This window comes from Achromobacter sp. MYb9 (genome assembly GCF_002975275.1).
In the GTDB taxonomy this organism is placed as follows: domain Bacteria; phylum Pseudomonadota; class Gammaproteobacteria; order Burkholderiales; family Burkholderiaceae_B; genus Achromobacter.
Genome location: NZ_PCOQ01000035.1, coordinates 1 through 21311, shown reverse-complemented (window position 1 = coordinate 21311; position 21311 = coordinate 1). Strand labels below are relative to the sequence as shown.

18 protein-coding genes are annotated in these 21311 nt (G+C 66.1%); 6 read left to right on the top strand and 12 right to left on the bottom strand.

The genetic code is table 11. The features are described from left to right. Window positions 1-6: 6 nt before the first annotated feature. The 9 genes from CQ050_RS28890 to gtdA all read right to left on the bottom strand — a co-directional run bounded on the left by CQ050_RS28890 (window position 7) and on the right by gtdA (window position 8814). Window positions 7-1221: a 3-hydroxybenzoate 6-monooxygenase gene (locus CQ050_RS28890; RefSeq protein ID WP_105560272.1), complete on the bottom strand. Its 1215-nt coding sequence runs from the start codon at window positions 1219-1221 to the stop codon at window positions 7-9. Window positions 1222-1240: 19 nt separating this feature from the next. Next, a complete protein-coding gene (locus CQ050_RS28885; protein ID WP_105560271.1) occupies window positions 1241-2593 on the bottom strand; it encodes an FAD-dependent oxidoreductase in 1353 nt (450 codons plus the stop codon). A gap of 26 nt (window positions 2594-2619) precedes the next feature. Beyond that, entirely contained in the window at window positions 2620-3621 is a 1002-nt protein-coding gene (locus tag CQ050_RS28880; RefSeq protein ID WP_105560270.1) for a tripartite tricarboxylate transporter substrate binding protein, read from the bottom strand. After that, complete coding sequence (locus tag CQ050_RS28875) at window positions 3614-3991, bottom strand: chorismate mutase (RefSeq protein ID WP_369869004.1); 378 nt, start codon at window positions 3989-3991, stop codon at window positions 3614-3616. The genes CQ050_RS28880 and CQ050_RS28875 overlap by 8 nt, the downstream gene beginning before the upstream one ends. An 8-nt stretch (window positions 3992-3999) precedes the next feature. Then, window positions 4000-4638, bottom strand: coding sequence for a maleylacetoacetate isomerase (gene maiA, locus CQ050_RS28870; RefSeq protein ID WP_105560268.1), 639 nt, complete (start codon window positions 4636-4638; stop codon window positions 4000-4002). A gap of 40 nt (window positions 4639-4678) precedes the next feature. Continuing rightward, window positions 4679-5644 (bottom strand): tripartite tricarboxylate transporter substrate binding protein, encoded by a 966-nt coding sequence (locus CQ050_RS28865; RefSeq protein WP_105560267.1) that lies wholly within the window; start codon window positions 5642-5644, stop codon window positions 4679-4681. 75 nt (window positions 5645-5719) lie between these two features. Beyond that, window positions 5720-6979, bottom strand: a complete 1260-nt coding sequence (locus CQ050_RS28860; protein WP_105560266.1) for a flavin-dependent oxidoreductase — start codon at window positions 6977-6979, stop codon at window positions 5720-5722. Window positions 6980-6981: 2 nt separating this feature from the next. Further along, a complete protein-coding gene (locus tag CQ050_RS28855) occupies window positions 6982-7680 on the bottom strand; it encodes a fumarylacetoacetate hydrolase family protein (protein ID WP_105560265.1) in 699 nt (232 codons plus the stop codon). A gap of 57 nt (window positions 7681-7737) precedes the next feature. After that, complete coding sequence (gtdA, locus tag CQ050_RS28850; RefSeq protein WP_105560264.1) at window positions 7738-8814, bottom strand: gentisate 1,2-dioxygenase; 1077 nt, start codon at window positions 8812-8814, stop codon at window positions 7738-7740. Window positions 8815-8997: 183 nt separating this feature from the next. On the opposite strand from gtdA, the gene CQ050_RS28845 reads away from it, so the two are divergent. Both CQ050_RS28845 and CQ050_RS28840 read left to right on the top strand, forming a co-directional pair. Continuing rightward, on the top strand, window positions 8998-9933 hold the full coding sequence (locus CQ050_RS28845) for a LysR family transcriptional regulator (RefSeq protein WP_105560263.1): 936 nt from the start codon (window positions 8998-9000) through the stop codon (window positions 9931-9933). Continuing rightward, the gene (locus CQ050_RS28840; protein ID WP_105560262.1) at window positions 9933-10478 is read left to right on the top strand and encodes a hypothetical protein; all 546 of its coding nucleotides are present in this window, start codon (window positions 9933-9935) and stop codon (window positions 10476-10478) included. Before CQ050_RS28845 ends, CQ050_RS28840 begins: the two co-directional genes overlap by 1 nt. Window positions 10479-10580: 102 nt before the next feature. On the opposite strand, the gene CQ050_RS28835 is transcribed toward CQ050_RS28840, so the two are convergent. The 3 genes from CQ050_RS28835 to CQ050_RS28825 all read right to left on the bottom strand — a co-directional run bounded on the left by CQ050_RS28835 (window position 10581) and on the right by CQ050_RS28825 (window position 16570). Continuing rightward, a complete protein-coding gene (locus CQ050_RS28835; protein WP_105560261.1) occupies window positions 10581-12059 on the bottom strand; it encodes an efflux transporter outer membrane subunit in 1479 nt (492 codons plus the stop codon). A gap of 72 nt (window positions 12060-12131) precedes the next feature. Beyond that, window positions 12132-15347, bottom strand: a complete 3216-nt coding sequence (locus CQ050_RS28830; protein WP_105560260.1) for an efflux RND transporter permease subunit — start codon at window positions 15345-15347, stop codon at window positions 12132-12134. Window positions 15348-15373: 26 nt separating this feature from the next. Continuing rightward, window positions 15374-16570: an efflux RND transporter periplasmic adaptor subunit gene (locus CQ050_RS28825; RefSeq protein ID WP_199196958.1), complete on the bottom strand. Its 1197-nt coding sequence runs from the start codon at window positions 16568-16570 to the stop codon at window positions 15374-15376. A 388-nt stretch (window positions 16571-16958) separates the two neighbouring features. On the opposite strand from CQ050_RS28825, the gene CQ050_RS28820 reads away from it, so the two are divergent. From CQ050_RS28820 to CQ050_RS28805, 4 genes are all read left to right on the top strand, one after another. Beyond that, window positions 16959-18038, top strand: coding sequence for a LysR family transcriptional regulator (locus tag CQ050_RS28820; RefSeq protein WP_105560259.1), 1080 nt, complete (start codon window positions 16959-16961; stop codon window positions 18036-18038). A 152-nt stretch (window positions 18039-18190) separates the two neighbouring features. Continuing rightward, entirely contained in the window at window positions 18191-19306 is a 1116-nt protein-coding gene (locus CQ050_RS28815) for an AI-2E family transporter (protein WP_105560258.1), read from the top strand. Window positions 19307-19424: 118 nt separating this feature from the next. Then, entirely contained in the window at window positions 19425-20198 is a 774-nt protein-coding gene (locus tag CQ050_RS28810) for a phytanoyl-CoA dioxygenase family protein (RefSeq protein WP_105560257.1), read from the top strand. A gap of 141 nt (window positions 20199-20339) precedes the next feature. Next, window positions 20340-21167: an IclR family transcriptional regulator gene (locus CQ050_RS28805; RefSeq protein WP_105560256.1), complete on the top strand. Its 828-nt coding sequence runs from the start codon at window positions 20340-20342 to the stop codon at window positions 21165-21167. Window positions 21168-21311: the final 144 nt, after the last annotated feature.

Below are 21311 nucleotides of genomic sequence, written 5' to 3'. Positions count from 1 at the left end.
CTGTTGTTATGCCGCCGTGAGGCAGTTTTCCACCTTCCAACCGTACAGCCACTGCAACGCGTCATAGAACTGGGACTGGCTGCGGCCGGTCCACAGCAGGTTGCGCACGGTGCGTTCGACGCCCCGCGCGTGATAGAGCCGGCCCATTTCCCGGGTGGACCAGACCACGCGCGCGCTGCGCGGGATGCGGACCGATTCGTAAAGGCGAAAGGCGGCCTCCAGGTCGTGTCCGCAATGCCGCACGGCCTGGCCCAGCGTCACCGCGTCTTCCAGCGCCATGCACGCGCCCTGGGCCATGTATTGCGTCATGGGATGGGCGGCATCGCCCAGCAAGGTCACGCGGCCCTGGCCCCAGTGTTCGACCGGTTCGCGGTCGGCGGTGGCCCAGCGCTTCCAGGATGTGGGGCGATCCAGCATCTGGTGCGGGCGCGGATGGATGCCCTGGAAGTACGACAGCACTTCTTCCTTGCTGCCTTCGCGCACGCCCCATTCCTCTTGCTCGCGGCTGTGGAAGGTGACGACCAGGTTGTACTGCTGGCCGCCGCGCAAGGGGTAGTGCACCAGATGGCAATGCGGGCCGGCCCACAGCACGGGCGCGTTGATGCGCAGCTCTTCGGGCATGTTGTCGCGTTCGACCACCGCCCGATAGACGACGTGGCCGGTCACGCGCGCGGGGTCGCCCACCGTGCGTTCGCGGATCACCGATTTGACGCCGTCCGCGCCCACCACGGCATCCGCGCGGTAGCGGTTGCCCTCGGTATCGGTAACCTCGACGCTGCTGCCGTCTTGCGACATGCCCGCGATCTGGGTGGACGTGCGAAAGCGGATCAGCGGGTTCTGCTGCACGGCTTCCAGGATGGACAGGTGGATGTCGGCGCGATGGATCACGGCGTATGGGCCGCCGAAGCGCGTTCGGAACGCGTCGCCCGTGTCGATGCGCACGACTTCCCGGGCGTCGACCGCATCCATCATGATGATGTGATCGGTGAAGACCGCGCGCGTGCGCGCCGTCTGTCCGACGCCCAAGGCGTCCAGCGCCGCGAAGGCGTTGGGCCCCAACTGGATGCCGGCGCCGATCTCGCCGATATGCGCGGCCTGCTCCAGCAGTTGCACTGCGATGCCTTGCCGGGTCAGCGCCAGCGCGGCGGCCAGGCCGCCGATGCCGCCGCCCACCACGATGACGGATCGGGTTGCCTGAGTGGTTGTCGTGGACGTGTTCATGGTTGTTCTCCGTGGCCCGTCATTCCTGGCCGCCCAGGAAGGCGCCTTGCCGCTTCAACTGGGCCTGCAAGGCCGCGATGGGCACGTCGGCGGGCGCGATATCGGCGCGCAGGGCCATCGCTGCCGCGGTGCCCGCCGCTTCTCCCATGACGAAGCAGCTGCCGCTGACACGCGCGGCCGACTGGCCTTCGTGCGTCATCGATGCGCAGCGTCCCGCCACCAACACGTTGTCCGCGACGCCGGGGCCGCGCTTGGGCACCATCATGCGGAACGGCAGCTGGTTGTAGCCGCGCGATTCGGGAATGGGCGGCCACAGCCATTGCACATCGCCTGCCGTGTGCATTTCCAATGGCCAGCCGTTCACGCCAATGCTGTCGTCAAAGTCGGCGCAACCCAGCACGTGTTCCTTGGTCAGCACGGCTTCGCCGACGATGCGGCGGGTTTCGCGAATGCCCAGCTGCGGCGCGATGTCCAGCACATACGCGTTCTCGAATCCCGGCACCTTGGCGCGCAGGAACGCCAGGTATTGCACGATCTGGCGGCGGCCTTCCAGTTCGCCGGCGGACAGCGAGCCGGCGTCGGTGCCATCGGCCGCGCTGCCGTCGGCATTGGCCAGTTGCGTGACGTTGACGCGCCATTCGTAGTCGTGCTTTTGCGGACGCACGATGGCGCCCCGGCGCGGGAACGTGAATTCACCGCTGGCCGCGGCCTGGTCCATCAAGACGGGGATGGTCTTCCAGGCTTCCTGGGCGCGCGCGCCGTCCACATTGCCCACCTTGAACATCAGGGTGGGGTAGAGCATATGGCCGTGCTCATCCCCCTTTTCGAAGGGCAGGCCGCCCCATTTCGCAATGTCGGCATCGCCCGAACAGTCGATGAACACCTTGGCGCGCACGGCGCAGCGGCCGGATTTGGTTTCCAGGAACAACGCGTCCACGCGGCCATCTTCGGCGCGCGTCAGACCGGTAGCCAGCGCGTGGAACAACACCTGTGCGCCGCTATCTTGCACCAGGCCGTCCGCCGCGCACTTGAAGGCCGATATGTCATAGGCCTGGGCGTGGATCTTGCCCAGGATCAGATGGGGGTCGTTCAAGCCGTCCATGGCGCGCATGCGGTCAAGCAGGTCGTTGGTCATGCCATGCACCACTTGCCGGATGTCGCCATGGATGTTGGCATGCAGGCCGCAGAAGTTCGACACGCCTGCCGCCGTGCCCATGCCGCCCAGGAAGCCGTAGCGTTCCGCCAGCAGGACGCGGGCGCCGTTGCGCGCGGCGCTGGCGGCCGCCAGCACGCCGGCGGGGCCGCCGCCCAGCACCACGACGTCGTACTCGCCGTAGAGCGGGACCTGGCGCGCGGGTTCGTTGATGACCATTCGATTCTCCTTGCTTGCGTGGCGGCTCACTGGCCTTTGATGCCCAGCTTCTTGATCAGGGGGGCCCAGCGCTTCAGTTCGTCGTCCATGTAGGCGCGGAACTCGGCCGGCGTGCTGCCGACCGGATCCATGAACGGCGTTTGCAGCCGCTTGGCGACTTCCGGGTCGCGGATGGCCTGGATCAGCGCATCCGACAGCTTCTTCTGGATGTCGGCCGGCACCTTGGACGACACCACGAAGCCGATCCACGCGGATCCCTCGATACCCGGCACGCCCACTTCAGCCAGTGTCGGGATGTCCGGCAGCAGCGCGGAACGCTTGGACGAGGTGACGGCCAGGGCCTTCAGCCGCCCGTCTTTCACCATCGGCATGACGGCGATGGGGGGTAGCGCCGCGAACTGCGTATCGCCCGACAACAGCGAAGTCAGCGCGGCGGGCGACGAGGGGTAGGGCACGTGCGTGGCGCGCGCGCCGATCTGCTGCAGCAGTAGTTCTACGGCCAAGTGCGATACGGTGCCTGCCCCGGGCGACGGAAAGTTGTATTTGTCCGGATTCCGCTTCAGCGCATCCAGCAACTGGCCGACATTGCCGATCCCGGCCGACGCGGGCACGACCAGCACGTTGGGCTGGTGCACGGCCAGTGTCAGCGGTGACAGGTCGGTCGCCGGCGCATACGGCAACTTGTCGAACAACAGCGTGTTGTTCACCAGCGGGCCGGTGATGGATACGCCGAAGGTGTAGCCGTCGGGCTTGGCGTTGGCGATGGCGAAGGTGCCGATGTTGCCGCTGGCGCCCGGCTTGTTTTCGATGACGATGGTCTGGCCCAGGATGGCGCCCGCCTTTTCGCCGACGATGCGGGCGACCTGATCGGGACTGGACCCGGGTCCGAAGGGCACGATGGCTTTGAGCGGTTGCGTGGGCCACGCATCGGCGGCAAGCGCCGAGGTCAGCGGCGCGGCGGCGGCCAGCCCCATCAGGGCGCGCGCCGCCACGCGACGGGCCAGCGTCAGCGAACGGAGCTTATTCATGCGCGTCTCCCACGTCTTTCATGCTGTTGAAATAGGTTTGTTCGTTGGCGATGAACGCGGCGACCATCGCGCGGTAGGCCGCGTCGACGACCGCTTCAAGGTTGGCGAAGCCTGGGTTGTGCCGTTGCGCCAGCGCGCGCGCCTTGTCGAACACCTGAGCCTGGCGCGCGGGCGCGCTGACCTGGAACGCATCGCGCTTGAAGCGCGCGGCGTCTTTCACGTACATGGCGCGCTCGGCGATCAGGCGCACGATTTCGTCGTCCAGCCGGTCGATGTTGGCGCGCACCTCGGCCAGGTTGGCGCATAGCGGTCGGTAGTCCGGGTCGGTGTATTCGCGCAGCGGCGCGCCGTGGGTGTCGGGTTCTTGCATTGGCGTCGTCATTGGGTGTAGTCGGGTTGGCGCGTGGGCGCGGCTTGCTGGAAGGCGGGCTGCGCGTTGCAATGGTCGAAGATGCGCAGGATGCGCGGGTAGGCGGCCAGGTCGCAGCCCATTCGCTGCGCGTTGGCCACTTGCGGCACCAGGCAGCAATCGGCCAGCGTGGGTGCGTCGCCGAAGCAATAGGCGCCATGCCCGTGGCGCGCCAGCAGTTCCTCGACCGCGGTCAGGCCTTCGCGGATCCAGTGGTGGTACCAGGCGTTCTTCTGTTCGTCGGTTGCACCCAGCACGTCTTGCAGATAACGCAGGATGCGCATGTTGTTGACGGGGTGGATGTCGCAGGAAATGGCGTCGGACAATTCCAGCACGCGTGCGCGGGCCAGGACGTCGGCCGGGATCAGGCGCGGCTCGGGATGCGTGGCGTCCAGGTAGTCGATGATGGCAAGCGATTGCGACAGCCGGATATCGCCGTCGGCCAGCAGCGGCACGCCCGCCGACGGGTTCTGCGCCACATAGTCGGCGGCGCGTTGTTCCTGCCGGCGCAGGTTCACGGGCAGATACGTGTAAGGCAGGCCCTTGAGCGCCAGCGCGATGCGCACGCGGTAGGACGTCGAGCTATTGAAGAAGCTGTGGAGTTGCATGGGTTGTGCGTCGGTAGGGGCGGAAAGTCGAGGAATGGCCCTATTCGGCCGTGATGCCGGTGCGCGCGACAACGTCGTCCCAGCGCTTGGCGTCACGAGCGATCAGGGCGCCAAAATCGGCGGGCGTGGACGTCGCGGGGACCATGCCGTGCGCATCAAAGGCGGTGGCCGTGGCCGGCGTCTTCAGGATGGCGTTGATTTCCCGGTTCATGCGGTCGACGATGGCGGGCGGCGTGCCCTTGGGCGCCAGCACGCCGTACCACATGTCCACGTCGGCGCCTTGCAGGCCGGCTTCCGTCAGCGTGGGCGTGTCCGGCAATTGCGGCAGGCGCTTCGGGCTGCCCGTGGCAATCACTTTCAGCTTGCCAGCCTTGATTTGCGGCAGCGCCACGTGCACCGGCAGAAACATGTAGTCCAGGCGGCCACCGAGCATGTCGGTGACGGCGCCCGCCGTGCCCTTGTAAGGCACGTGCAGCATGGTGGCGTGGGTGCGGTCCAGGAACAGCGCCATCGAGAGGTGATGCGGCGTGCCCACGCCGGGCGTGCCGTAGCTGAGTTTGCCCGGGGCGGCGCTGGCCGCGCGCACCACGTCATCGACGGTATTGGCGGGGTTGGACGGATGCGTGACCAGCAGCAGCGAACCCCAGGACGTCAGGCCGACTGGCGCAAAGTCCTTCTGCGGATCGAACCTTAGCTTGCCCTTGTAGAGGCTGGCGTTCATGACGAACGTATTCACCGTCACCAGAAAGGTGTAGCCGTCGGCCTCGGCGCGTGCGGCTTTTTCGCTGCCGATGTTGCCGCTGGCGCCGGCAAGATTCTCCACCACGACGGGCTGCCCCAGCGTTTGGGGAAGGCTTGCCGCCAGTTGGCGGGCGATCAAGTCGATGCCGGTGCCCGGCGTGAACGGAACCACCAGCGTGATGGGCCGTTCGGGCCATGCCGCGTGGCTGGCCGCGGCCGCAAGCGCCAGCGCCGCGGCGCCAAGAAGGCGGATGAACTTGCACATGGTTTGTCTCCAGTTGCTGTTGCCGGTCATGCGCCGGCTTGATGTCGACGGCGGCCCAGGCCGCGCCGGGTCGCGCTATACGTAGGATGCCCGGGCTTTCAGCGCCTGGGGGTCGAAACCGGCCACCTGCTTGTAGCGCCGCGAGATGCTCTCAAGTTCATCGCGGCTGATCACGTCTTCGATGCGCGTGTACGGACGGTCGGCGGAACGTTCATGCACCTCGCGCAGGATGGCGTCGGGCGGATTGCTGCGGTTGGTCAGGACCACGCGGGTGGTGGCCTCTACCCGGGCGCGGTCATAGGCCTGCAACGCGTCGGGGATGAGCCCCTGGCGCTTTAACTGGCCCGTCAGATAGCGGGCGTCTATCACCGCCTGGCCCGCGCCGTTCGAGCCACGGGGCACCATCGGGTGCGCGGCGTCGCCCAGCAAGGTCATGCGGCCTTTCGTCCAGGTGGGCAGCGGGTCCTGGTCCACCATCGGATATTCCAGAATGGCGTCGGCGTCCTGGATCAGGCGCGCGACATCCAGCCAATCGAAATGCCAATCGGCGAACGCGGGAAAGAAATCCTCAAGCCGGCCGCTGCGGTTCCAGTCGCGAACGGCGGGTTCGGCGGCTTCGATCTCGGCCACCCAGTTCACCAGCTGGTTGCCGTTGGCGTCGATGTTGTCGCGGATGGGATAGATGACCATTTTTCCGGTCGACAGCCAGCCCGCCCGGACCATGCTGGCGCCGGACAGGAACGGCTTGCATCGTGTGGTGCCGCGCCACATGTTCACGCCGGAATAGCGGGGCGCGCCTTCTTGCGGATAGAGCTGCTTGCGCAGCACCGAGTGGATGCCATCGCAGCCGACCGCGATGCGTCCGCGCACGGGGGCCAGCGCATTGCCGTCGTTGTCCTGGAAGCGCGCCGTCACGGTGTCGGCATCTTGCTCCACGCCGGTGCAGCGGGCATTGACCGTCACGCAACCGTCGCCCAGGCGTTGCCGCACGGCCGCCAGCAGCACCATTTGCAGATCGCCGCGATGGATGGAGTATTGCGGCCAGTCGTAGCCGGCGTCCAGGCCGGCGGGCTCGCCGTAGATGAACTGGCCGTGGCGGGTATAGAACACGGATTCGCGCGTACGCACGGCAATTGCGTCCAGCGCGGGCAGCAGACCCAGCTCGTCCAGTTCGCGGGTGGCATGCGGCAGCAGGTTGATGCCAACGCCCAGCGGCTTGATCTCGGACACGGCTTCGTAGACGCGGCACGCGATGCCGGCCTGATGCAGGCTTAGCGCCAACACCAGGCCACCGACTCCGGCGCCCACGATGATCACATCGGTGTCGTATCGCATGGCTACACCATCCGCACGCTGAGCGTGCCCAGGCCGTCGACGCCGCCCACCATCGTGTCGCCGCGCACCACGGGCCCCACGCCTTCGGGCGTGCCGGTGTAGATCAGGTCGCCGGCTTCCAGGCGGAAGTACCTGGACAGATAGGAGATGGTTTCGGCGATGGACCAGATCAGCTTGCCGATGTCGCTGCGTTGCTTGTCGGCGCCGTTGACCTGTAGCCAGATGGCGGCCTGGCCGATGCCGTTGACCGACCCGGCGGGGTGCAGCGGGCCGATGGGCGCGCTGTGGTCGAAGGCCTTGCCCAGTTCCCACGGGCGGCCGGCTTCACGCATTTTCATCTGCAAGTCGCGCCGCGTCATGTCCAGGCCCACGGCATAGCCCCAGACGTGCGCCAGTGCGTCGTCCACCGCGATATGGTCGCCGCCCTTGCCGATGGCCGCGACCAGTTCGATCTCGTAATGCAGGTTGGCGGTTTCGGGCGGGTAGGGCAGGTCCAGCGTTTGGCCGTCGGCGACCGGCACGACCGCGTCGGCCGGCTTGCAGAAGAAGAAGGGCGGTTCACGGTCGGGATCGAAGCCCATTTCGCGGGCGTGGGCGGCGTAGTTGCGGCCTACGCAGTACACGCGGCGGACGGGGAAGGCATCCTGGCTGCCAGCGATGGGCACGGCGACAGGAGCGGCGGGAGCAAACACGAAAGACATGGATCACCCTTGGGATACGGGGGTTGGGAAAATCGGAATGGGTCGCGCGGCGCCCGATCAGGCGATGCGTTCTTCGCGCCACAGGCCCAGCGCGTCCTGCACGGGGCGGTCCGAATAGCTGAACAGCGTGGCGTCTTCCAGCGCGGCAAGTTGCACGGGCAGCCAGGACGGGGCGACGAAGACGTCGCGCGGGCCGAAGTGGAATTCCTGGTCGCCGATGCGCGCCGTGCCACGCCCTTCCACCACGCTGTAGACCGTGGAGTCGGTGCTGCGGTACGTCTTGCCCTGGAAGCCGGCGGGCAGCAGTTGCATGAACGTGGCCATCGTCGGCATGGGGTAGCCGCCCGTGGCAGGGTTCAGGTAACGCAGCTTCACGCCGTCCCAGGGATCCAGTTCCCCGTGGCGGTACAAGGCGTCCAGCGCCTCGCGGCTGCGTTCGTAGGGGTAGTTGAAGATGGGCGAGGTGCCGCTTGTGGCCTGATGGCGCACGGGCGCCATGTTGTGTCCGAAACGGGCCATGCTGTCGCCCTCGGGCCGGGTGACGGGCTGCGTGGCCTGGGGATAGTTTTCGGCGAAGCCGGCGTCCAGGAACCGTAGCAGCGGGATGTCCAGGCCGTCCAGCCACACGACGGGTTCCCCGCCTTCCGCGGTTTCGGCATTGCCGTGGTCGTGCCAGGTCCAGGACGGCGTGATGATGAAGTCGCCCGGGTGCATGGTGGTGCGCTCGCCGTTCACCGCCGTGTAGGCGCCGCGTCCTTCCACGATGAAGCGCAGCGCTGACTGCGTGTGGCGATGGCTGGGGGCGATCTCGCCAGGCAGAATCAATTGCAGGCCGGCGTACAGGCTCTGCGTGATGCTGGCTTGGCCCGGCAGCCCGGGATTTTCAAGGATCAGCACGCGGCGCACGGCTTCTTCCGCGGTGATCAGCGAGCCGGACGCCATCACGTCGTCGCGCACGTCGTCGTACTTCCACAGGGCGGGCACGCAGCGAGGGGCGGGCTGGCGGGGTACCAGGTTGTGCAGGGACTCCCACAAGGGAGCCATGTGCTTCTTGGCGATGCGCGTGTAATAGGCTGCGCGATCAGCGCTGCGGTCGGCAGCGTGATCGGCGCCGGCGGTGTGGCCGTCGGGCATGGTTGTCTCCGGTATGTCCGGCTATTGCCGGCTTCTACGGGTGGCCGCCGCGTGGGTCGCGGCTGGTCCGGGTATGGAGACGATTATGCGCAGGCAGCTATGTGTTTAATAATGAAATTATCTTATTATCCATACGAATAACAATATACATACGAGACAAACCTCCTTCCAACGAGGGCCCGCATGGACTGGACTCACCGCCTGCGGCTGCGCAATTTGAAGATGCTGCTCAGTCTGGCGCAGACCCGCAACATCAGCCATTCGGCCGCGATGCTCAACACCACGCAGCCGGGGTTGTCCAAATGGCTGAAAGACCTGGAAGACGATATCGGCCTGCCGCTGTTCGAGCGTCACGCGCGCGGCTTGCGCCCAACCCCGCATGGCGATGTGCTGATCGCTCATGCGCAGCGTGTGGAATCGCAGCTGGACCGCGCCAGCGCCGACATGGCCGCGCTGCGTGAAGGCGGCGGGGGCCGCGTGGTGATTGGCGCATCGGGCGCGTCGGCGTCCGATACGGTGCCGCTGGCGGTGATGAAGCTGCTGGAACGCATGCCGCAAGCGCGCGTGAAACTCGTCGAGGGCACGACGGACCGCCTGCTGGCGCAACTGGCCCAGGGAGACCTCGACATCGTGGTGGGACGCTCGGCGCCCGAACACCATGACCCCGCGATCCGGTTCGAAGCCTTGTACCTGGAACCGATCCACCTGGTGGCGCGTCCGCGCCATCCGCTCTTCGCCATCGAGCAACCCGGTTGGCAGGACCTGTTGTCGTACCGCTGGATCCTGTGGCCCAAGGGCACGCCCATCCGCAATGCCGTGGACGCCGCGTTGGCGGCGGCGGGGCAGGCGCCGCCGGCGGACCATGTTGAGTCGAACTCAGTCACGATCAACCTCACGCTGATCAACAACAGCGACATGATCGGCGTGGCGTCGCATCGCGCGGCGCTGCGGTTTTCACAGATGCGGGCGATGCGGATCATCCCGATGCGGCTTTCCGGCTTCGGATCCGTGGCGATGTACTGGCGCGAAGACGCCTTCAGGCCCCTGGCGGTGCAGGAAGCGATGGCGGCCTTGCGCAACACCGTGTCGGAACACGCACCCGGCGTGACAAGGCCGTGATGCCTGCTTCCGGCACGGGCTTGAATGCGTTGATCGCACAGTGCCGCCGGGTGGAGGCGGCGTTGGCGGGCGGCGTCGATCCGGCCACGTCGGTGGCCATGCATCGGTTCCTGGCCGACATGGACGCCCGGCGGACCCCGCCGGGTATGTGGTCGCCGTTGGCGTTGTCGGTGCTGGTGATGACCGGCGGCCTGGGCGTGGGAATCGAAGTGCTGAGCCTGCTGCTTAGCGTGGCCGGCGCGGCCTGGGCGGCATTCGCCCTGGTGGCGGTGTGCGCGGCGACGGCGCTGGCGTTGTCGATCGGGGTGGTGATGCTGATGGCGGGGCGGTCCGCCGGGCTGGTGGTGGTGAAGTGGCTGGCGATCGGGTGGGTGGCGGTGGGCGGCCTGGGGCTGATCGCGTGGACGCAGGGGGATGTGCGGGCCGTGGGGCCGGTGGTGGCGCTGCTGGGTGGATTGGGGGCTTGGTTAGTGGCGAACAGCGGAGCGTTTTTTGTGTTCGTGGGGTATCGGGTGGGAAGGCGGTATCTCGATCGTCGGGGGTAGGGGCGGTTCTTAAGGCGGCCGGCCGGCCGGCCGCCCGGCCGGCCGCGCGATGGACGTTGGCGCAAGGGTGTAGCGCATTGCGCGCTACACCCAGCCTGCTGGCTACTTGGCCGCCACGGTTTCCGGCGGAACCGGATTTTCCCAGCCGCCGCCGATTGCGCGGATCAGGCCTACCGCCGAGCGCGCCTGCTCGCCGCTCAATTGCACGGCGACGCGTTGTTGCAGCAGGACGCTGCGATCGGCTTCGATCACGTCCAGGTAGCTGATCGAGCCTTCGCGGTACTGCGTGTGCGACAGCTTGGCGGCGCGGGCCGAGGCTTCGACGGCGGCGTCTTGCGCCTTGGTCTGGTCCGCCAGGATGCGCAGGTTCGCCAGGTTGTCTTCGACTTCGCGGAACGCGTTCAGCACGGTCTGGCGGTAGACGGCGACGTCTTCCTCGTAGACGGCGCGGGCGCGGTCCAGGCCGGCCTGGCGGCGGCCGCCGTCGAAGATGGGCATCGACAGCGCGGCGCCGACCAGCGGGCCCAGCAGGAAGGTGCGGCTGGACCACTGGAACAGGTTACCCAGGTCGGACGACTCATAGCCGAAGGCGCCGGTGATGTCCAGGCGCGGGAAGAACGCGGACTTGGCCGCGCCGACACGGGCGTTGGCGGCGGCCATCGCGCGTTCCGCGGCAGCGATGTCGGGGCGGCGTTCCAGCAGCGTCGACGGCAGACCGGCGGGGATGGACAGCGCGACCTTCTGGATCGGCTGCGGCGGCATCGTGAAATCGGACGGGGCGCGGCCCAGCAGCACGGCCAGCGCGTGTTCGGTCGTGGCGCGGCGGCGGTCGATGCCCAGGGCTTCCGATTGCGCGGATGCCAGCTCGGCCTTGGCGCGCGCCAGGTCCAATTCGCTGATGTCGCCCGCGTCGTAGCGGCGCTGGATCAATTGCAGGGTGTCGGTGCGCAGCTTCACCGTCTGGTTATACAGCTGCGATTCCGCGTCCTGCTCGCGCACCAGGAAGTACGTAGTGGCAACGTCGGCCTGCAGGGCCAGCAGCACCGACCGGTACAGGGCCTCGCTTTGCTGGGCGTCGGCGGTGGCGGCGTCGGCGGTGGATGCCACGCGGCCGAACAGGTCGGCTTCATACGACACCGCGCCTTGGGCGCGCCACGTCGTCACCGGATTAGTGGACGTGCCGTCCGGCAGCCCTTGCGACACGGCCGAGGGGCGTTGGCGGTTAGGGCCGAAGGCCGCATCCAGCGTGGGGAAGAAGCCGGCGCGGGCCTCGCGTTGCAGCGCGCGCGATTGCGCCAGGCGGGCGGCGGCGGCTTGCAGGTTCTGGTTGGCCTGTTGCGCTTCTTCCTGCAATTGGTTCAGGCCGTCGTCGCCGAACACCTTCCACCAGGCGCCGCGCAGCGCGTCTTCAGACGGCTCTGCGGGCTTCCAGGTGCCGGCTTCGGATGCAGGCAGGGCGGCTTCCTTGAAGGCCGCCGGCGCGGCGGCGGACGGCTTTTCGTAGGTGGGGCCCACCGCGCAGCCGGCCAGCACAAGCAGGACGGCAAGCAGGGCGGAACCGCGGGTCAGTCTTTGGATCATGATGAATTCTCTTTGTCGCGCGCCCCGCCCGCAGGGGCAAGGCGCGCTGGCTTCTCTGTGGGTCTGCCGGCCTCAAGCGTGGGGCTGCGTGGCGGGCGGCGCATTCGTGTCGATGTGCGGCGCGCACTCCGGCGCTTCATGCGGGGCCGCCGAGTGCAGCGGCTTGCCGCCCAGCGAACGCAGCAGCACGTAGAACACCGGCGTCAGGAACAGGCCGAACAACGTCACGCCCAACATCCCGAAGAACACCGCCACGCCCATGGCATGGCGCATTTCGGAACCGGCGCCGGACGACAGCACCAGCGGCACCACGCCCATGATGAACGCGATGGACGTCATCAAGATCGGGCGCAGACGCAGGCGGCTGGCTTCGATGGCGGCTTCCAGCGGCGTGCGGCCGCTCATTTCAAGCTCGCGGGCGAACTCCACGATCAGAATCGCGTTCTTCGCAGACAGCCCCACCAGCACCATCAAGCCGATCTGCGTGAAGATGTTGTTGTCGTTGCCCGTCAGGTAGACGCCCGTCAGCGCGGCCAGGATGCTCATCGGCACGATCAGGATCACGGCCAGCGGCAAGGTCAGGCTTTCATACAGCGCGGCCAGCACCAGGAACACCAGCAGCACGCTGATCGGGAACACCCACAAGCCGGCATTGCCCGCCAGAATCTGCTGATACGTCAGGTCGGTCCATTCGAACTTCACACCGCGCGGCAGCGTTTCGGCGGCGACACGTTCGGCCGCGGCTTGCGCCTGGTCGGACGAGAAGCCGGGCGCCGGTCCGCCGTTGATGTCGGCGGCCGTGTAGCCGTTGTAGCGCACCACCATTTCAGGCCCGAAGGTCTGCTTGACCGTCACCAGCGACGACAGCGGCACCATGTCGCCCGCGGCATTGCGGGTCTTCAGTTGCAGGATGTCGTCGGCGTGGGCGCGGAACGGCGCATCGGCTTGCGCACGCACCTGGAACACCCGGCCGAAGCGGTTGAAGTCGTTCACGTACATCGAACCCAGGTAGATCTGCATGGTGTCGAACACTTCCGTCACCGGCACACCCAGCTGCTTGGCCTTCACACGGTCCAGATCCACGTCCAGCTGCGGCACGTTGATCTCGTAGCTGGAGAACGACGGGCCCAGTTCAGGCGTTTGACGCGCCTTTTCCAGGAACGCCTGCTTGGCCTTGTCCAGTTCGGCATAGCCCAGCGCGGCGCGGTCTTCCAGTTGCAGCTTGAAGCCGCCCAGCGTGCCCAAACCCATCACGGGCGGCGGCGGGAACACGGCAATGAACGAGTCCTGGATCGTCGCGAACTTCTGGTTCAGCGAGGCGGCGATGGCGTTGCCCGAGAGCGCGGCGCCCTTGCGTTCATCAAAGGGCTTGAGCGTCACGAACACGATACCGGCGCTGGAGCTGTTGGTGAAGCCGTTGATCGACAGGCCCGGGAAGGCGATGGCGGATTGCACGCCAGGTTCCTTCAGGGCGATGTCGCTCATGCGGCGGATCACCGCTTCCGTGCGGTCCAGCGACGCGCCGTTGGGCAACTGCGTGAAGCCGATCAGGTACTGCTTGTCCTGCGCGGGCACGAAGCCGCCGGGCACCAGGTACGACACGCCGATGGTGGCGGCCACCAGCACCGCGTACACGCCCATCGCACCGGCCTTGCGGCGGATCACGCCGGACACGCCCGTGCCGTAGGACTCGGACGCGCGGCCGAACATGTTGTTGAACCAGTTGAAGAAGCGGCCGAAGACGCGGTTCATGCCACGGGTCAGCCAGTCCTGCTTGTCGTGATGGCTTTTCAGCAGCAGGGCCGACAGCGCGGGCGACAAGGTCAACGAGTTAAAGGCCGAGATCACCGTCGAGATAGCGATGGTCATGGCGAACTGCTTGTAGAACTGGCCGGTCAGGCCCGTCATGAAGGCCAGCGGCACGAACACGGCGCACAGCGTCAACGCGATAGCGATGATGGGGCCGCTGACTTCACGCATGGCGCGGTAGGTCGCGTCGCGTGGACTCAAGCCCGCCGCGATGTTGCGTTCCACGTTTTCCACCACCACGATCGCATCGTCCACCACGATCCCGATGGCAAGCACCATCCCGAACAGCGACAAGGCGTTGATGGAATAGCCGAACACCAGCAGCAGCGCGAACGTACCCACGATGGACACAGGCACGGCAAGCAGCGGGATGATCGATGCGCGCCACGTTTGCAGGAACAGGATCACCACCAGCACGACCAGCGCGATGGCTTCCAGCAGCGTGTGCACCACGGCTTCGATACTGGACCGCACGAACTGCGTGGGGTCGTATTCGATGCGGTATTCCACGCCCGGCGGAAAGTCTTGCGACAACTCGGCCATGGCGGCGCGCACTTTGCTGGAGACGTCCAGCGCGTTCGCGCCCGGCGACTGCATGATGCCCATGCCCACCGCCTGCTTGTTGTCCAGCAGCGAACGCAAACCGTATTCCTGCGCATCCAGCTCCACGCGGGCGACGTCGGACAGGTAGGTCACGGCGCCGTCGGGCGAGGTCTTCAGGATGATGTCCTTGAACTCTTCCTCGCTTTGCAGGCGGCCACGCGCATTCACGTTCAGTTGCAGCGGCACGTCGCCTTGCGTGGGCGATGCGCCGATCACGCCGGCGGCGACCTGGACGTTTTGCTCGCGGATGGCGGCGACCACTTCCGACGCGGTCATGCCGCGCTGGGCGACCTTTTGCGGGTCCAGCCAGACGCGCATCGAGTAGTTGCCCGAGCCCCACACCGTCACTTCGCCCACGCCCGTGATGCGGGCCAGACGATCCTTGACGTTCAGGATCGCGTAGTTGCGCAGATAGGTGATGTCGTAGCGGTCATTGGGCGAGATCAGGTGCACGACCAGCGTCAGCGTGGGCGAACTCTTGGCCGTCGTCACGCCCAGGCGCTGCACGTCGGGCGGCAGGCGCGGCAGCGCTTGCGACACGCGGTTCTGCACCAGCTGCTGCGCCTTGTCCGGGTCCACGCCCAGCTTGAAGTTGACCGTCAGCGTCAGGTTGCCGTCGCTATTGGCCTGCGACTGCATGTACAGCATGTCTTCCACGCCGTTGATGGATTCTTCCAGCGGCGAGGCAACGGTTTCGGCGATGACCTTGGGGTTGGCGCCCGGGTATTGGGCGCGCACCACCACCGACGGCGGCACGACTTCCGGATATTCGGAAATGGGCAGCTGGAACATGGCCAGCAAGCCAGCCAGCAAGACCAGGATGGACAACACGCCGGCGAAAATCGGCCGGTCGATGAAGAACTTTGAGATATTCATGAACGTTCTCTGTAGACGCGCAGGCCTTACTTCAGCTCGGCTGCGGCGGTCTTGACCGGGGCAGCCTTGGCGGCAACCATGGGCACGACGGTCGGGGCCACGGCGTCGCCGGGGCGGATGCGTTGCAGGCCATTGACGACGATGCGTTCACCCGCGGCCAAGCCGGTATCGATGACGCGCAGGCCTTCCTGGTTGGCGCCCAGCTTCACCTGGCGGTAGACGGCGTGGTTCTTGTCGTCCAGTACCAGCACGTAGCGCTTGTCCTGGTCGGTGCCGATGGCGCGTTCGTCGATCAGTACGGCCGAACGCGGGTCGCTGCCGCCCAGGCGGACGCGGGCATACAGGCCGGGCAAGAGCGAACCGTCGGCGTTGTCGAATTCGGCGCGCACGCGGATCGTGCCCGACGTCGCGTCCAGGCGGTTGTCCACGGATTGCACGAAGCCGGTGCGCGAATAGCCTTCCTCGTTGGCCAGGCCCAGTTCGACCGGCACCGAACCTGCGCGGCCGTTGCGCGCCGGGTTCACATACCTAAGGAAGGTTTGTTCGTCCACGTCGAACGATGCGTACATCTTCGCCACCGACACCAGCCTCGTCAGCGGCACCGACGCGGCGCCGGCGGCGACCACGTTGCCCACGGTGACTTCAGCGCGCGAGACGCGGCCGGCCACCGGGGCTTCGATGCGCGTGTAGCCCAGGTTCAACTTGGCGGAGTCCAGCGCGGCTTGCGCGCCTTGCAGGTTGGCGGCGGCTTCGCGCGCGGCGTTCTGCTTTTCCTCGAAGTCGCGGCGGGCGATGGCGTTGTCCGCCAGCAGGCGCTGGCCGCGGGCCAGTTCCGTGGCGGTGTAGGACGCGCGGGCCTTTGCGGCCGTCAGGGCGGCGGCGGCGCGGTCCACTTCAGCCACGTAGGGGCGCGGATCGATGGTGAAGAGCAGGTCGCCCTTCTTGACGATGCTGCCGTCCTGGAAATGCACTTGCGTCAGCGTGCCGGACACCAGCGGGCGGATGTCGACGCGGTCGATGGCTTCCAGGCGGCCGGAATAACGCTGCCAGTCCACGATGGTCTTGGTGACGACTTCGGCCACCTCGACGGGCGTGGCGGCGGGGGCGCCTTGCGCCATGGCGACATTGCCGCCGGCGGGGCCCCGGGTCAGGGCATAGCCGCCTCCGGCCGCGAGAACGGCTGCAAAGACGACGAGCATAGCGATACGATTGCGCGAAACCATGATGTTTCCTTGAGTGGTATAGGGGCGAAAGCGCGCTTGTTTGAGCCTGGGGCGGAGGCGGCTCCGGCAGTCCGGGGCATGGCAGTCCTTAACGTCCGCGGGATATATGCATATGCTGCAATGCAGCATGCAACAGGGTTGCGATTCCCGGGCAGTGGCGCCTTGGCGGGGCGGAGTCACTGCGGTGGCGGAAGTTGAGGATTGACATGCCCTGTGGAGGCGCCGGGAGGCAAGGGCACTTCAAGATGGTTTGCATTCTGAGTGTTTTGTGGGGCCGGATAAACATGTCTATCTCGGCAACACTGTTCGACAGAAATGACTAATCAGCGGCGAAATCGGGTTATGCTCCGTTCACCCCGACTTATTTGCCCAAAAGGACACCGTCGCCATGGACCGTTTTCAGGCTATGCAGGTGTTTGTGCGCGTCGTGGACGCCAATAGCTTCACTCGGGCGGCCGACAGCCTCTCGCTTCCGCGCACCACCGTCACCACCATCATCCAGAACCTCGAACGCCTGCTGGGCGTGCGCCTGCTCAATCGCACCACGCGCCGTATCGGCCTGACGCCGGACGGCGCGGGCTATTACCAGCATTGCGTGCGCATCCTGGCGGACGTCGAAGAAACCGAGGCCTGTTTCCAGGAAGCGGCGCTGCGCCTGAAAGGGCGGCTGCGCATCGACGTCCCGACCTGCATCGGGCGGCTGATCCTGATTCCCGCATTGTGTGATTTCCACGACAAATACCCCGACGTCGAGCTGGTGCTTGGCCTGGGCGACCGTCCCGTGGATATGGTGCAAGAGGCCGTTGACTGCGTGATCCGCGCCGGCGACCTGGAAGATTCCAGTCTGGTTGCGCGACGCATCGGCACCTTGCAGACCGTCACCTGTGCCTCGCCCACCTATGTGGCGCGCCACGGCATGCCGCAAACCATCGAATCGTTGCGCGACCACCACGCGGTGCACTACTTCATGAGCCGCACGGGCCGTAACTGCACCTGGGATTTCAAGGTCGACGGCAAGCACCAGGAAGTGGACATGAAGGGCACGGTGGCGGTGAACGAAGCCGGCGCCTACCTGGACTGCGGCCTGAAGGGCTTCGGCCTGATCCAGGTGGCCCGCTATATGGCGCTGCCGCACTTGCAATCCGGTGAACTGATCGAAATCCTGCCGCAGTGGAAACCCAGCTCCACGGCAATTTCCGTGCTGTATCCGCAAAGCCGCCAGCTATCGCCCAAGGTGCGCGCCTTCACCGATTGGGTAGCGGAATTGTTTGCCGGTTGCCCGTTGCTCAGTGGCCGCGATGAAACCGATCCGGCCGCCAGCTCGTGCGGCGTCTTCCAGCGCCAACTGGGCATGCCCAGCGCGATGACCCTGGCGCAGCCCCAGCCCCAGACCGAACCCGCACGGCTGCAAACGACGCCGCCGCGTCGCCGCAGCGCGCGCGAAGAGGCCGCCGAATACGCCTTGTAAGCGGTGGGCGTGGCGGGCCGACCGGGCCGCCACGCCGGGAAAACCACGGGAAACCCCGTAGTAAATACAGGGCTTGCGTCCCTCGTATTTCTTGAAACGTCTGTATAGTCCGACAGTCAAAGCCTACAACGCCCTTACTGTCGATCCGCTCTATGCAGCCTGTTCTACCCGCTTACCTGATCGCCCGTTGGCTGCTGCTGCTTGTCTTATTGGCAGGGGTTTACTTCCTTAGCGGTTTTCTCGTTCCCGCGCTTGCCGCGCTGATCATCGGCCTGGCCAGTTGGCCCTTGTACCAGCGTCTGGTCCGGCGCTGCGGCGGCCGCACGGCGGTCGCGGCATCGCTGGCGCTGCTGGTGGTCGTCGTGGTGCTGATCGTGCCGATGACCTTGGCGCTGTCCTACGCCATCAAGGAAGCCAGTACCTTTTTCGCCTGGGCCATCGCGGCCAACCGCCACGGCGTGGCCGTGCCCAACTGGATCACGTCCATGCCCGTCGTGGGCGAGCGCCTGGGCCAATATTGGGAATCGTATATCGGCCAGCCCCACGCGCTGGGCGCGCTGGTCGAAGCCGTCAGCGGCGAACATCTGGGCAATATCTACCGCATGGTGCTGGCGGCCACGGGCAACGTGTTCCAGTTGCTGCTGACCGTGCTGTTCATGCTGATCACGCTGTTCTTCGTCTACAAGGACGGCATCCGCATGGTCGCCCAGCTGGACGTGCTGGGCGAGCGCATCCTGCCGGCGCGCTGGCAGCGCTTTTCGCGCGTGGTGCCGGCCACCATCAATTCCACCGTCACCGGCATGGGCCTGATCGCGTTGGGGGAAGGCCTGGTGCTGGGTATCGCCTACTGGGTGGCGGGCGTGCCGTCGCCAGTGCTGCTGGGCGTGGTCACGGGCTTCATGGCACTGATTCCCGGCGGCGCGCCCTTGTCGTTCACGCTGGTGTCGCTGTACCTGGTGGGCTCCGGCCATCTGGTGGCGGGCATCGCGCTGATGGTCTGGGGCAGTGTCGAACTCTTCATCGTCGACAAGACCCTGCGTCCGCGCCTGGTGGGCGGACCGGTCAAGCTGCCGTTCCTGCCCACGTTCTTCGGGCTGGTGGGCGGCGTGAAGACCATGGGCATCGTGGGGCTGTTCGTGGGCCCGGTGCTAATGGCCTTGCTGGTGGCCGTGTGGCGCGAATGGGTGCACCACGAAGTGCAGGAACGCGACGCGGCCCGGCTGCATCCCCCGATTGCCCCGCCAGCCGAAAAAACACCGTCCACCTGACGCCGGCGCGCGCGGCGCTTTGGTAATCTAGCCATCCCCGCGTATACCGGCGCCTGACCGGTACGCGCCTGCCCCGCACGCAGACGCTTCGCAACCGCCGCGGGGTGTGAGGATCGAGATGTCCGGGTTACTGCCTGATGATCAGATAGCCGTCCTGCGCAAGCAGGGGTTTGTGGTGGCGCGCCAATTCGTGGACGCCGAGCGGGTAGCGGCGCTGCGCGCGCTGGCCGAACGCCATTTGCGCGAGCACGTGGCCCCCATCGAATACGAAGCCGATCTGCGCTACCCCGGCGCGCCCGAGTCGCGCGCCGCGGAAGGCGGGCTGACCGTGCGCCGTCTGCTCAGCGCCTATGCGCGCGACCCCTTGTTTGCCCAATGGGCGACGGACCCCGGCATCGGCCAGTGGCTGGCCCGCTATTTCAGCGAGCCGGCCGTGCTGTCGACCGTGCACCACAATTGCGTGATGACCAAGCATCCGGCCTACGGCAGCCTGACGGGCTGGCATCAGGACATTCGTTATTGGTCGTTTTCGGATACGGACCTGGTGTCCTGTTGGCTGGCCTTGGGCCCTGAAAAGCGCGAGAACGGCGGGCTGTCGTTCATTCCGGGGTCGCACGCGGCGGCGTTTACGGCTGATCAGTTTGATGGCCAGAAATTCTTCCGCGACGACGCGCCGCAGAACGCGGACTGGATCGCGCGGGCGGTCTGCCCGGAACTGGAGGCGGGAGATGTGGTGTTCTTTCACTGCCGCACGTTGCACGCGGCCCAAGGCAACCGCAGCGACCGCGTGAAACTGTCTGTGGTGCATACCTATCACCCACAGTCCTGCCATCCGGTGCCGGGCACCCGGTCTGCCTCGCAGCCAGGGGTGCCGCTGGAAACGCAGGGCTGACAAAGCGCTGGAAGTAATTGATATTTGCTATTAATAATTGAATTACAATTACATTAAGCGCGATACGCGATGAGGGGCCGGCATTACCCCCGTCGCGTTGATTCTTGCGCGGCATCCCTAGAACTCAATAGGCTGTTCCCTGTGCGCAAAGCTACCCCTGACGACACGGAAAAACCGCAGGCGCCGACCGAGACCCGGTCTTCGCTGTTTGTCGGTTCCACTGAAAAAGCCTTTCAGGTGCTGCATGCGTTCGATGGTTCGAAACGCCATATGACGCTGGCCGATATCGCGCGCGCATCCGGACTGGACCGCAGCGCGACGCAGCGCCTGGTCTATACGCTGGAAACGCTGGGCTATCTGCGCCGCATTCCGGATACGCGCAATTACGGCCTGACGCCGAAGGTGCTGCAGTTTTCGTACAACTATGTGCGTGCGAACGAGCTGATCGACAAGGCGTCGCCATATCTGCTGGACATCAGCCGGACGCTGGGCGAGACGACGAATCTGCAAGAGCTGGACGGTCACGAGATTGTGTTCGTGGCCCGCTTTCCAGGCCACCATCTGGTAAACGTGGATATCGCGGTGGGCAGCCGCCTGCCGGCGTTTTTCACGGCGTCAGGCACGGCGATCCTGTCGCGGCTGTCGGACGAACACCGCCGCGAGATCCTGGCGCAAACAAGGCTGGAACCGATTACGCCCTATACCGAGGTGAACCCCGACAAGCTGCTGGACCGCGTGCAACGGGTAGCGGAAAAGGGTTACGCGATTATCGTGAACGAGACGGTGCTGGGGGATATTTCGGTAGCGGCGCCAGTGATCGATCATCGGGGGTTGGCGGTGGCGGCGATCAATATTTCTGTGCCGACTACTAGGTGGACCGTGGCGCGGGTAGAGGCAGAGTTGGCGCCGCATGTGCAGGTGGCGGCGACTTCGATTTCTAAATCTAAGTTTTCTGCTTATTCGAGGTAGGGGGCGGGGGCTCGGAGGGGCTTTGGGTCTTCTTGGGGCTTGCGTTGGATCTTCGTGGGGTGTGCGTTGGATCTTCGTGGGGTGTGCGTTGGATCTTCGTGGGACGCTCGCCGCCGGGGTCGGGTGGGTGGCGCGCGCCCACGA

Coding starts and splice junctions, on each gene's coding strand:
- CQ050_RS28890 (WP_105560272.1), bottom strand. CDS start 1,221: ATGAACACGTCCACGACAACCACTCAGGCAACCCGATCCGTCATCGTG.
- CQ050_RS28885 (WP_105560271.1), bottom strand. CDS start 2,593: ATGGTCATCAACGAACCCGCGCGCCAGGTCCCGCTCTACGGCGAGTAC.
- CQ050_RS28880 (WP_105560270.1), bottom strand. CDS start 3,621: ATGAATAAGCTCCGTTCGCTGACGCTGGCCCGTCGCGTGGCGGCGCGC.
- CQ050_RS28875 (WP_369869004.1), bottom strand. CDS start 3,991: ATGCAAGAACCCGACACCCACGGCGCGCCGCTGCGCGAATACACCGAC.
- maiA (WP_105560268.1), bottom strand. CDS start 4,638: ATGCAACTCCACAGCTTCTTCAATAGCTCGACGTCCTACCGCGTGCGC.
- CQ050_RS28865 (WP_105560267.1), bottom strand. CDS start 5,644: ATGTGCAAGTTCATCCGCCTTCTTGGCGCCGCGGCGCTGGCGCTTGCG.
- CQ050_RS28860 (WP_105560266.1), bottom strand. CDS start 6,979: ATGCGATACGACACCGATGTGATCATCGTGGGCGCCGGAGTCGGTGGC.
- CQ050_RS28855 (WP_105560265.1), bottom strand. CDS start 7,680: ATGTCTTTCGTGTTTGCTCCCGCCGCTCCTGTCGCCGTGCCCATCGCT.
- gtdA (WP_105560264.1), bottom strand. CDS start 8,814: ATGCCCGACGGCCACACCGCCGGCGCCGATCACGCTGCCGACCGCAGC.
- CQ050_RS28845 (WP_105560263.1), top strand. CDS start 8,998: ATGGACTGGACTCACCGCCTGCGGCTGCGCAATTTGAAGATGCTGCTC.
- CQ050_RS28840 (WP_105560262.1), top strand. CDS start 9,933: ATGCCTGCTTCCGGCACGGGCTTGAATGCGTTGATCGCACAGTGCCGC.
- CQ050_RS28835 (WP_105560261.1), bottom strand. CDS start 12,059: ATGATCCAAAGACTGACCCGCGGTTCCGCCCTGCTTGCCGTCCTGCTT.
- CQ050_RS28830 (WP_105560260.1), bottom strand. CDS start 15,347: ATGAATATCTCAAAGTTCTTCATCGACCGGCCGATTTTCGCCGGCGTG.
- CQ050_RS28825 (WP_199196958.1), bottom strand. CDS start 16,570: ATGGTTTCGCGCAATCGTATCGCTATGCTCGTCGTCTTTGCAGCCGTT.
- CQ050_RS28820 (WP_105560259.1), top strand. CDS start 16,959: ATGGACCGTTTTCAGGCTATGCAGGTGTTTGTGCGCGTCGTGGACGCC.
- CQ050_RS28815 (WP_105560258.1), top strand. CDS start 18,191: ATGCAGCCTGTTCTACCCGCTTACCTGATCGCCCGTTGGCTGCTGCTG.
- CQ050_RS28810 (WP_105560257.1), top strand. CDS start 19,425: ATGTCCGGGTTACTGCCTGATGATCAGATAGCCGTCCTGCGCAAGCAG.